The organism is Pseudomonas sp. SWRI18 (genome assembly GCF_014268345.1).
In the GTDB taxonomy this organism is placed as follows: domain Bacteria; phylum Pseudomonadota; class Gammaproteobacteria; order Pseudomonadales; family Pseudomonadaceae; genus Aquipseudomonas; species Aquipseudomonas cedrina.
Map to the genome: position 1 here is coordinate 81,447 of NZ_JACCQQ010000021.1, position 11,939 is coordinate 93,385.

Below are 11,939 nucleotides of genomic sequence, written 5' to 3' on the forward strand. Positions count from 1 at the left end.
GGAGCACTCCTCAAATAGGGCGCAAGTATACAGCCCCGACGGCACCGGAACAGTCGGCTTTGGTCGCCCGCGACGAAACTATCCATTTGCCGGGCGCCCCTCTATGATGCACCCATGACTTTTTAACCTGCGATGACCCATGGCTGACTCTGCTTTCTTCTGCCCCCTGTCCCACGAAGGTATTCTCGCCGTCCGCGGCGCCGACGCGTCCAAATTCCTTCAGGGCCAACTGACATGTAACCTCAACTACCTGAGCGATACCCAGGCCAGCCTCGGCGCGCGCTGCACACAAAAAGGGCGCATGCAGTCCAGTTTCCGCATTTTGCTGCAAGGTGACGGCGTGTTACTGGCCATGGCCACCGAGCTGCTGGAGCCACAACTGGCGGACCTGAAGAAATACGCAGTGTTCTCCAAATCCAAACTCACCGACGAAAGCGCCGCCTGGGTGCGTTTTGGCCTGATGAATGCCGACTCGGCCCTGGCCAGCCTTGGCCTTGAGTTGCCGGCCGAGACCGACAGCGTCGCCCGCAGCGATGCACTGATCGCCATTCGCGTCTCCCCTGGCCGGGCCGAACTCTGGGCGCCAGCCGAGCAAGCCGAGAGCGTGCGCAGCCAACTGGCCGAATACCTGCAACAAGCTGACTTGAATGAATGGCTACTGGGTCAAATCCGCGCCGGCATCGGCCAGGTCATGCCGCAGACACGCGAATTGTTCATCCCACAGATGCTCAACCTGCAAGCCGTGGGCGGCGTCAGCTTCAAGAAGGGCTGCTACACCGGCCAGGAAATCGTCGCTCGCATGCAGTACCTGGGCAAACTCAAGCGTCGCCTGTACCGCCTGCGCCTTGATGCGGCGCAACTACCCGAGCCAGGCACGCCGCTGTTTTCACCCAGCCACAACAGCTCGATCGGCGAAGTGGTGATCGCAGCGAACGCTGACCTGGGCATTGAACTTCTTGCCGTGTTGCAAGCCGAAGCTGCCGATAGTGGCGATGTGCACATAGGCACACTGGAAGGCCCGGGTTTGCAACTGCTAGACCTTCCTTACACGCTCGACCGCGATCGAGAGATCCAGCGTTAATCGCCGTACCTTTTTGCAACACCCTAGAGATCATGAATGAACAAGCTGGCGGAAAGAGTCCAACAGGCTTTGGTGAAGGCCATCGACAACGATGACCTGGTTCTGCCGACATTGCCGGAAGTGGCCCTGAACATTCGCCAGGCCGCCGAAGACCCGGACATCAGCATCAGCCACTTGAGCAAAGTCATCGGTCGCGATACCGCACTGTCGGCGCGCCTGATCAAAGTAGTCAACAGCCCTTTGCTGCGCGCCACCCAGGAAGTCACCGACCTGCACACCGCCATCACCCGACTGGGCACCAACTACAGCAGCAACCTGGCGATCGGCCTGGTGATGGAGCAGATTTTCCACGCCCGCTCCGACGTAGTCGAGCAAAAGATGCGTGATGTGTGGCGCCGCAGCCTGGAAGTCGCCGGGGTGAGTTACGCCCTGTGCCGCAGCCACAGCCAGCTCAAGCCGGACCAGGCAGCCCTTGGCGGCCTGGTGCACCAGATCGGCGTACTGCCGATCCTGACCTATGCCGAAGAACACTACGAGTTGCTCGCGGACCCGGTCAGCCTCAACCACGTGATAGAGAGCATTCATCCGCTGCTGGGCGACAAGCTGCTGGGCGTCTGGGACTTTCCGGAGATGCTGGCGAAATTGCCTGGCCTGTACCTGGACCTGGAGCGCGACTCGGCCAGCCTCGATTACATCGACCTGGTACAGGTCGCCGTGCTGTATTGCCATCGCGGCACCGATCACCCACTGGCAAAAGTGGACGTTTCCAGCGTGCCTGCAATGAAAAAGCTGCGGGTTGACCCCTACAGCGAAAAACTGCGCACCGAGCTGGATGAAGCCCGCTCGATGTTCTACTGATCAGCCCGCGATAAAACTCACCCGCACTTTCAACCCTGCCTGCTCGCCATCGTGCAGGCTGATCTGCGCCAGATGCGCCCGGCAGATTTCACCGACAATCGCCAACCCCAGCCCCGAGCCCATGCCCTGCTGACTGCGGCGATAAAAACGCTCGAACACCCGGTCCCGTTCATCCAGCGGGATACCGGGGCCATCGTCTTCAACTTCCAGCACCGCCGGCGCCGTCACCCGCAGGATCACGTTGCCGCCGGGCGGCGTGTGCGCCAAGGCATTGTCCACCAGGTTGCTCAGCAACTCGTTCAACAGGGTGGGCTCTCCACGCAGCCACACCGGCTCGTCGGCTTCCAGCGCCAGTGCCACGCCACGTGCGTGAGCCAGCGGCGCCATGGCCATGCCCAACTCCCGGGCCAGCTGGCTGAGATCGAGCAGCTGCGCGCCGCCTTCGGCAATTGCCCGGGCGCCGTTTTCAATACGCGCCAGGGACAACAGTTGATTGGCCAGATGCGTCAGGCGGTCAGTGCCCTGGGCCGCGGTTTCCAGCGTGTTGCGCCAGATGGCGGGTTCCTCTGCGCGCAAACCCAGCTCCAGCCGGGCCTTGAGCGCGGCCAGCGGCGTGCGCAGTTCATGGGCCGCATCGGCAATGAATTGCGCCTGGCGTTCGAACTGGCCGCGCAGGCGCTCGGTGAAGTGGTTGAGGGAGCGCACCAGCGGGCCAAACTCATCCTGTACTTCCACCAAGGGCAGCGGCCGCAAGTCATCGGGCTGGCGCTCTTCCACCGCCGTGCGCAGGCGCTCCAGCGGACGCAGCGCCGCACTCACGGCAAACCACACCAGCAACAAGGCGCCGATGGCGAGCATACCCAGGCGCAGCAAGGTATCGGCCATCAGGCTGCGGGCCATGCTCACGCGCGCTTCATCGGTCTCGGCGACACGGATTTCGGCCATGCCGTTCATGTTCGGTTCGGATACGGCCTTGAGCAAGCTGACCACGCGCACCTGCTGGCCCTGGTAGACAGCGTCGTAGAAGCGCGCCAGCGCCGGATAATCGTCGGTGCGCGGCGTGCCGGGTGGCGGGCCGGGAAGGTTTTCGTAGCCGGAGATCAGCTTCTGGTCGATGTCATTGACCTGATAATAAATGCGCCCGGCGCTGTCGTAGGCAAAGGTGTCCAGGGCCACATAGGGCACATTGGCGCTCAAGGTGCCGTCCACCTCGGTCAAGCCGGCGGCGATGGTGCGCGCCGAGGCCAGCAGCGTACGGTCGTAGGCGGTGTCGGCGGCCTCGCGGCCATTCCAGTAGGCACTCATGCCGCTGGCCAACATCAGCAGCACCAGCAGCAACGCCAGGTTCCATACTAGCCGCCAGCGCAGGCTGCTGGGCTTATGCATCGCGGGCTTCCAGCAAATAGCCGAGGCCCCGGAAGGTCACGATGGCGATAGGCTGGCCGTCGAGTTTCTTGCGTAGACGGTGCACGTAGATTTCGATGGCATCGGGGCTGGCCTCTTCGTCCAGGCCGAACACCTGGGAAGCCAGCTGTTCCTTGCTCATCACCCGTCCTGGGCGGGCGATCAGCGCTTCAAGCACCGCTTGCTCCCTGGAGGTGAGCGTCATCAACTCGCCGCCCACGGTGAACCGCCGGGTATCTAGGTCGTAAACCAGCACGCCGCAGGTCTGCTGACGCTCACCGCCCAACACACTGCGTCGCAGCAGTGCCTTGACCCGCGCTTCCAACTCAGTCAACTCGAAAGGTTTGGCGAGGTAGTCGTCAGCCCCCAGGTTAAGGCCGTGAACGCGGTCCTTCACATCACTGCGCGCGGTCAGCATCAGCACCGGCAAGTTTTTTCCACGGCCCCGCAAACGTGCGAGCACCTCGAAACCGTCCATGCGCGGCAAGCCCACATCGAGGATGACCGCTGCGTATTCCTCGCTGCTCAGGGCCAGGTCCGCGGCCACGCCATCGTGCAGCACATCGACGGTCAAACCCGTGCTCTTGAGCGCCTGGGCCACACTTTCGGCGAGCTGCAGGTGGTCTTCTACCAGAAGGACACGCATGGATTTCTACCTTATTCGGGGTGGTCGGCGCCACGCTTTGCGAGGCAGTTTACAGGCGCCGACTGCCCTGTGAAGCCCGAAAACAGTGAAAGGCAGTTGAAAGGTTACTGAAAGCTTCGCCGTTTAGCATCAGGCGACGGCAGGTTACGCCCGCCAAGCTATTGAGCGATAGCACCCGAAAAACGCCTCGAAGCGTTTTCGCCAAATAAGAACAATAAATGGAGACACACATGACGTTCCCCCTACGTAAACTCGCCCTCGCTGCCGGCTGCATGCTGTTCGCCGGCCACCTGCTGGCCGCCGAAGAACCCAAGCGCCCCGAATGCATCGCCCCGGCCTCCCCTGGCGGCGGTTTCGACCTGACCTGCAAACTGGTGCAAAGCGCACTGGTCAACGAGAAACTGTTGAGCAAGCCGATGCGCGTGACCTACATGCCAGGTGGCGTAGGCGCGGTGGCGTACAACGCCGTGGTCGCCCAGCGCCCGGCGGACGGCGGCACCCTGGTGGCGTGGTCCAGCGGTTCATTGTTGAACCTGGCACAGGGCAAATTCGGGCGCTTCGATGAGAGCGCCGTGCGTTGGGTGGCAGCAGTCGGCACCAGCTACGGTGCCATCGCCGTGAAAGCCGATTCGCCCTACAAGACCCTCGACGATCTGGTCCAAGCCTTGAAGAAAGATCCGGGCAGCGTCGTGATCGGTTCCGGCGGCACCGTCGGCAGCCAGGACTGGATGCAAACCGCGCTGATCGCCAAGGCCGCCGGGATCAACCCACGCGAGCTGCGTTACGTGGCGCTGGAAGGCGGCGGTGAAATCGCCACCGCCCTGCTCGGTGGTCATATCCAGGTGGGCAGTACCGACATCTCCGACTCCATGCCGCACATCCTGAGCGGCGATATGCGCCTGCTGGCGGTGTTCTCGGAGAAACGCCTGGACGAGCCGGAAATGAAGAACATTCCGACCGCCAAAGAGCAAGGCTACGACATCGTCTGGCCAGTGGTGCGCGGTTTCTACCTCGGGCCAAAAGTCAGCGATGCCGACTACGCCTGGTGGAAAGACGCCTTCGACAAGCTGTTGGCCTCCGAAGAGTTCGCCAAGCTGCGTGACCAGCGCGAGCTGTTCCCGTTCGCCATGACCGGCCCGGAGCTGGACACCTACGTGAAGAAACAGGTGGCGGACTACAAAGTACTGGCCAAAGAGTTCGGCCTGATCCAGTAACCGTCCTCCCTGTGGGAGCGGGCTTGCTCGCGAAAAACCTCAACGATCACGCGCGTTTTCTGAATGCACGGTCGTTGAGTTCTTCGCGAGCTCGCTTCTGCAAGCGTAGCCTTGGAGTTTCCTATGCTCATACAACGCATTTTTGCCGCCGTGCTGCTGCTGGTCTGTGCCGGCCTGGCGCTGATGGCCTGGCCGTATCAGGCAGCCTTTTCCTACGAGCCGGTCGGGCCACGCGCCTTTCCGCTGCTGATGCTCGGGCTGATGAGCCTGGCGCTGATCTACATGCTGATTCGCCCGCAAGCGACCAAACACACCGAAGAAGAACCGGCGCTGGACCGCGACACTCTGGTCAAGATCGGCGTGTGCGTCGCGCTGTTGATCGTGTTCGCCGGCACCTTCGAACCCCTGGGTTTCATCCTCAGCAGCCTGCTGATCGGCATCCCGATGGCACGCTTGTATGGCGGCCGCTGGTTGCCCAGCGTGGTGATCGTCGGCCTGATGGCCATCGGTCTGTATCTGCTGTTCGATAAAGTCATGGATGTGCCGCTGCCCCTTGGCCTGCTCGACGTTCTGGAGAACTGACATGGATACTTTCGGCTACTTGGGCCAGGGCTTCGGCGTTGCACTGTCCCCTTACAACCTCATAACCGCGTTGTGCGGCACCTTGATCGGCACCGTGGTCGGCCTGTTGCCAGGCCTGGGGCCGATCAACGGCGTGGCGCTGTTGATCCCCATCGCCTTCGCCCTCGGCCTGCCGCCGGAGTCGGCGCTGATCCTGCTGGCCGCCGTGTATCTGGGCTGCGAGTACGGCGGGCGTATCAGCTCGATCCTGCTGAACATTCCGGGCGAAGCCTCCACCGTGATGACCACCCTCGACGGCTACCCGATGGCCCGCAAAGGCCTGGCCGGCGTGGCCCTGTCGTTGTCGGCCTGGAGCTCGTTCATCGGGGCATTCATCGCCACCTGCGGCATGGTGCTGTTTGCGCCGCTGCTGGCCAAATGGGCGATTGCCTTCGGCCCGGCGGAATATTTCGTACTGATGGTCTTTGCGATTGTCTGTCTGGGCGGCATGGCCGGTGACAAACCCTTGAAGACGTTCGTGGCGGCATTGATCGGCCTGTTCCTGTCGGCCGTGGGCATCGACGCCAACAGCGGCGTGTACCGTTTTACCGGGGATAACATTCACCTGACCGACGGCATCCAGTTCGTGGTGTTGGTGCTGGGTCTGTTCTCCATCAGCGAGATCCTGTTGCTGCTGGAAAAAACCCACCGTGGCCAGGAAGCCGTGAAAGCCACCGGACGGATGATGTTCAACCTGAAGGAAGCGTCTTCCGTTTTCGTAGTCAACATCCGTTGCGGCCTGCTCGGCTTCATCATGGGTGTGCTGCCGGGCGCGGGTGCTACGTTGGCCTCGGCCGTTGCCTACATGACCGAGAAACGCCTGGCCGGTGCCAGCGGTACATTCGGCCAGGGCGACATGCGCGGTCTCGCCGCGCCGGAAACCGCGATCGGCGCCTCTGCCTGCGGTGCGCTGGTGCCGATGCTGACCCTGGGCGTGCCCGGCTCGGGCACCACCGCCGTGATGATCGGCGCCCTGTCGCTGTACAACATCACGCCCGGCCCGCTGCTGTTCCAACAGCAACCGGACATTGTCTGGGGCCTGATCGCCTCGTTGTTTATTGCCAACATCATGCTGGTGATCCTCAACATCCCGATGATCCGCATCTTCACCCGTATCCTCGCCGTGCCGAACTGGGCGCTGGTGCCGGTGATCGCCATCATCACCGCGATCGGTGTATACGCGGTGCATGCCACCACTTTCGACCTGTTCCTGATGGTCGGCATCGGCATCTTCGGCTACATCCTGCGCAAGCTCGACTTCCCGCTGTCGCCGGTGCTGCTGGGCTTTATCCTCGGCGGCCTGATGGAGCAGAACCTGCGCCGGGCGCTGTCGATCTCCAACGGCGCGCTGGAGATCCTGTGGTCGAGCCCGATCACCTTTGGTGTATGGGTACTGACCGCGTTGATGCTGATGTTCCCGCTGGTGCGCATCTACCGTAAACGTGCCTTGCAGCGTCGTGCCCTGCCCGATGTCTGAGGTCACTTTTAAACATTGGTGGGGAACACCGCTGGTCGGCCTGGCCGGCGGTTACCTGGCCAGCCTCGTCGGCTGGCCTTTGCCGTACATGGTCGGCTCGTTGCTGGCGATCATCCTGGTGCGTTGCCTTACGCCGTGGCAGTTGGCGGAGATCCCCGGCGGGCGCAAGTGCGGCCAATGGGTGGTGGGCATCGGCATCGGCCTGCACTTCACGCCGATGGTGATCGAGCAGGTGATGAGCCACTTCGGCTTGATCTTTTTCGGCGCGCTGGTCACCAGCCTGTCGAGCGTGGTCGGTGTGTGGTTGATGCGCCGCAGTGGCGAAGACCGTGCCACGGCGTTTTTCTCGAGCATGCCGGGCGGTTCCGGTGAGATGGTCAACCTCGGTGCGCGCAACGGCGCGGTGCTCAGCCGTGTGGCGGCGGGGCAAAGTCTGCGGGTGCTGGTGGTGGTGCTGTGTGTGCCGGCGATCTTCAAGTATTTGCTTGAAGGCGGGACACCGCAGTTTCACCCGGCACCGGTGAGCTGGACTTGGCTGTTGATGCTGTTTCCGATGGGCGCGCTGGTGGCCTGGGGCTGGCAGCGTTTGCGCCAGCCCAATCCCTGGCTGTTCGGGCCGTTGCTGGTGAGTGCGACGGCCAGTGTCGTCTGGGACTTGCATATCGGCTTGCCCGACGGCGGCAGCCAGATTGGCCAGTGGTTGATCGGCAGCGGGTTGGGCTGCCACTTCAATCGTCAGTTCTTCCGTCGTGCCCCCGCGTTCATGGTGCGCACCTTGATCGGTACCGCCTTGACCATGGCGCTGGCGACATTGGCGGCTGTGGGCCTGAGTGCCCTGACCCACCTGGACCTGCGCTCGCTGACCCTGGGCATGATGCCCGGCGGTATTGCCGAAATGAGCCTCACCGCCGAAACCCTGCAATTGTCGGTACCACTGGTCACGGCCATGCAGGTGATGCGATTGTTATTTGTACTGTTTCTGGCGGAGCCATTGTTCCGGTATTGGAATCGTCAACCCTGACAACCGTTACCGTTTGTCGGCACTGTCAATTCTCACAGCTGGTTGCCCCCCGAGTTCCGCGTTACACCTCTTCGCAGCTACTCCCACTCAGTAAATGGGCCGTAGACATTGAGTTCCTCACTGACTGCAGAGGGTTCTACCATGGATAACGAAGAAGAATCTTCCACGCCGCCCGGCCAACGCTTGATCAAGCTTGCACAGGGGCGATCACTGCTTGCACCGTACGCCTCCAAGCAACAACAAAAAAAGAAACAGGCTGCACGGCGTACTTTCATTGATCCTCGTTACCTGGTGCCACGCCCCTCGGACGTATCTCTCAACTCGACGCAAGCCTTCAAAAAGGTTCGCCTCGAAGACTTGGTATTGTATATCCCCGCAAGTACCCAGCCGGTGCAAGGCGTCGATGCAGGTATCAATCTCGCCGCAATAACGACCCATATCGAGGGGCTACTGATCGCCTTGCTGCCATTTCTGGAAATGGCAGCGCTGGATTTCGTGGAACTGTTCTTTGGTGATCTGACCAAAGCCGTCGCGTCCACCACCATCCATCAGCATGAAGTGGATAACGCCGAGTTGATTGTGCTGTTCGTACCCCAGAATGTGATCACCGATGGCATTGTCACCTCGTTCATCAAGGTCACACGCCTCGGCAATGCGGTAGGAGAAACCAGAAAATTCACGCTGAAGGTCGATAAGGTGAAACCTGCCGGGAAAAACCCGGACGACCACAGTTTTGTAAACACGAACCTGCTCAAGCCGATCATTCCCCAAGAATTTCTCGACTATGGCGTTACAGAAGACGACGCGCAAAACTGCATAGAGATTCGCGTCCCCTTCTACCCCGCCGATACCTCATTGTCACCCCGTACCCATCGGGCCGTGCGTGATGTTGTTCGCCTTAAAATCGGCGACGCATTATTCAAGCACGAGGTGTCGCAGCCAGAAGCGGATAACTTTGACGACATTGTCTTCAGGCTTTGCATTGAACATTGGCGCCAGATCGGCAGCGGCTCTCACGTCGCTGAGTGGAACGTGATTGATGAGTGCGGAAACTATTCGGACGGCTGGTCGCTCCCCGAATTCATCCAGGTATTCTTGAACGATGGTTCAGAGCCATTGTTGCCCCACTGCTTCTTCGATGAGGCTCCGGAAGACATCCTCAACCTCGACGAGGTCGTTGGTGCCTTCGTGACAATCATCATTCTAATCGCGGGTAACGCCTACCTGTTGGGCGACGTGATCAAGGTGACCCTCACCGGCAGGACGGTGTATGGGCAAACGGTGAAGAAAACCTACAGTTCCGATCCCCTGACATCCACCACGACGCGCCAGCTCAAAATTCCATGCCCGGTAGGCGACCTGGTCCCGTTGATCGGAGGGCAGGCTCGACTTCGCTATGAGCGCATTCGCTTTGGCGCGCCGAATAGAGGCTCACACCTCACCCAGGTCAGAGTGATCGGCAGCGCCCTTCCCGGTGGGCTCTACGCCCCGATATTTCGGGAGGCTGTCGGTGAAATACTGCCTGCTGATACCCCCATCGTTAACATTGACATCCGTAAATCTCACGGACAGGATTTCTTTGACCGCATCACGCTGAAGCTGCTGGGCCGCTACCCTAACGGCAAGTTTTACTACCACGAAGAATCCAAGAATGCAGGCGCGGGCAATGTGGTGTTCTCGATTATCAATGGCCCCGAGGGTGATATTGCCAAATTGGCAGGGGGCAGCCTGACAGCCTCGTATACCAGTGAGAATAGCGAGGGAATACGGCCATCCCCGGATACAACGGTTTATGTCGGTGCCTCCGAGGCCGCACTGCCCGAACCAAGGGTGCATGAAGCGCCGCCGCCTGATTACGTGTTTGATCCGAGCCAATCCACCGGCGATGCCACCATTGAGGTCGATTCCAACAAGGATATCAAAGTGGGGGATACGGTCACCTTGCATGCTGAAGGCGACAGAGGAAGCGCTCCGCCGCAACCCTTCTTTGTCTCAGACACTTGGAAAGACCGGCCGCTGCCTTTCACGCTCGAGCGCCAGTACATCCTGCTCAATCAATTCATGAATATTTTCTACGACCGCTCCCGCCCAAGCGTTGCAACACGCTTTTCGTACACCGTGCCCATGAAAATCCTCGCAGTGCGCCATCTACCTGCGCCCCTCGTTTACAACAGCACGCCGGTGGACGACGAAAACGCGACGATCAGCCCGGTGATTGCTGACAACACTCCCGAGGTGACGGCGCGCGTGCAGTTTGCACCGATGTCTTCGAACGATCTGATTAAGCTCGAACTGCTGGGCAAACCCGGTGCGACGCTGCCGTCCATAACGCCCCAATACGGCAACCCCACCACAGGTTTCGTCGATTTCAAGTTCTCCAACAGTGTGATCGGTGACCACGTTGGGAGCGTCCTGCGTCTTCTGTATCATGTCACCACCAACGGCGTCACCGATGACTCCAGGGTACTGAATCTGCGCGTACTGGACTTCGATGAACTACCCGGCGGCAATCCACTGCCGCAGCCAAGACTCAATGGCCTGAAACCCGGCTCAATCGTGGACTTGAACACATTCAACACCGACTGCTGGGTGGACTTGGCGCGGTGGCCGTTGAGCAGAAAAGACCAACGGATCTGGCTCAGGCTCCATAGTGTTGGTGCAATACCCTTAACACTGTTGAACGGCCATCCGATCGACCAAACCCAAGCCGACAACGGGATAGTGAATGAAAAGGCAATGCGCAGTTGGTTTACCGCACTCGCAGATGACAGCCAGGTTACGGCAAAGGCAGCCGTCACTTTCGATGGTAATTCAAATGAACTGAACGCCAAGTCCTTTCCGTTGAGCACCTACATCATCAAAGCGCTTCGGCTCTATGATTTGACAGACTTTGAATTATTGTCCTGGAACGGATGGGTCAATATCATCAACGGTACCGGCGTAATCAGAAATATCAATAACAATAATTTCTGGTATGTAAAACTGAATAACGGCAGCCCTGTCGCTCCCGGCGTCATTAAAACCTTTTATATCAAGAGCGGTAAAACCTACGACTTGAGCTTCAAGATGAAGGTGGACCTGAACCCCTATCAACCCCAGGTTTTCATAGAGTTCGGCACTCAGTCACAGACGTTCGTCCATATTAACCCAGGTGTGTGGACCTCACATTCGAGGACCTTTTCATTGCCTGCCGGAGTTCCCTCTCAGTTCTTGCCTGTGCGCATCTACTTCAAGAGTACCTACTCAGGGGCAGAGTTTTCACTGGATGATATTTTGGTTGTGGAGCAGCCATAGGCTTATTGTTAAAAACGCTGCTGGGTGGTGATATTGCCACCTGACACCACGATTCTTAAGGCAATAAAAAAGGCCTCTCTACCGTCAGGAAGAGAGGCCTTTCAATGTGTTACGTCCTGGGTAAGCAGCGTTTAAGGGCTTCATCAAACTCTTGCCCAGCCGGGCATTGGTTTGGGTATTTTATCCACCGATTGATACTGCCGTTCCACACACACCGATAATACCAACCGGGCGATATGCTTTTGAAATAACCTGCGCTAGTGCAGGCAGGATCAAGTCCGGGGTACTCACTTGAGACCGTCTCGGAAGGTCCACTGGAACAA

At 59.7% G+C, this 11,939-nt stretch carries 9 protein-coding genes; 7 read left to right on the forward strand and 2 right to left on the reverse strand.

Going from position 1 to position 11,939, the window contains the following annotated elements; translation table 11 throughout:
* Positions 1-139: 139 nt before the first annotated feature.
* Both H0Z09_RS21215 and H0Z09_RS21220 read left to right on the forward strand, forming a co-directional pair.
* Positions 140-1,081 (forward strand): folate-binding protein YgfZ, encoded by a 942-nt coding sequence (locus H0Z09_RS21215; RefSeq protein WP_186693205.1) that lies wholly within the window; start codon positions 140-142, stop codon positions 1,079-1,081.
* A gap of 36 nt (positions 1,082-1,117) precedes the next feature.
* Entirely contained in the window at positions 1,118-1,939 is an 822-nt protein-coding gene (locus tag H0Z09_RS21220; RefSeq protein WP_186693229.1) for an HDOD domain-containing protein, read from the forward strand.
* Here H0Z09_RS21220 and H0Z09_RS21225 read toward each other — a convergent pair whose 3' ends face one another.
* Complete coding sequence (locus H0Z09_RS21225) at positions 1,940-3,325, reverse strand: sensor histidine kinase (RefSeq protein ID WP_186693232.1); 1,386 nt, start codon at positions 3,323-3,325, stop codon at positions 1,940-1,942.
* Positions 3,318-3,989, reverse strand: a complete 672-nt coding sequence (locus H0Z09_RS21230; RefSeq protein WP_186693234.1) for a response regulator — start codon at positions 3,987-3,989, stop codon at positions 3,318-3,320. Before H0Z09_RS21230 ends, H0Z09_RS21225 begins: the two co-directional genes overlap by 8 nt.
* 230 nt (positions 3,990-4,219) lie before the next feature.
* Between H0Z09_RS21230 and H0Z09_RS21235 the strand changes: the two genes are divergently transcribed.
* The 5 genes from H0Z09_RS21235 to H0Z09_RS21255 all read left to right on the forward strand — a co-directional run bounded on the left by H0Z09_RS21235 (position 4,220) and on the right by H0Z09_RS21255 (position 11,616).
* Positions 4,220-5,203 (forward strand): tripartite tricarboxylate transporter substrate binding protein, encoded by a 984-nt coding sequence (locus tag H0Z09_RS21235; protein WP_186693236.1) that lies wholly within the window; start codon positions 4,220-4,222, stop codon positions 5,201-5,203.
* A gap of 123 nt (positions 5,204-5,326) precedes the next feature.
* On the forward strand, positions 5,327-5,785 hold the full coding sequence (locus H0Z09_RS21240) for a tripartite tricarboxylate transporter TctB family protein (protein WP_186693238.1): 459 nt from the start codon (positions 5,327-5,329) through the stop codon (positions 5,783-5,785).
* Between the two features lies 1 nt (position 5,786).
* Positions 5,787-7,301, forward strand: a complete 1,515-nt coding sequence (locus tag H0Z09_RS21245; protein ID WP_186693239.1) for a tripartite tricarboxylate transporter permease — start codon at positions 5,787-5,789, stop codon at positions 7,299-7,301.
* Positions 7,294-8,322, forward strand: a complete 1,029-nt coding sequence (locus H0Z09_RS21250) for an AbrB family transcriptional regulator (RefSeq protein WP_186693240.1) — start codon at positions 7,294-7,296, stop codon at positions 8,320-8,322. Before H0Z09_RS21245 ends, H0Z09_RS21250 begins: the two co-directional genes overlap by 8 nt.
* Before the next feature lie 141 nt (positions 8,323-8,463).
* Entirely contained in the window at positions 8,464-11,616 is a 3,153-nt protein-coding gene (locus tag H0Z09_RS21255) for a hypothetical protein (protein WP_186693241.1), read from the forward strand.
* Positions 11,617-11,939: the final 323 nt, after the last annotated feature.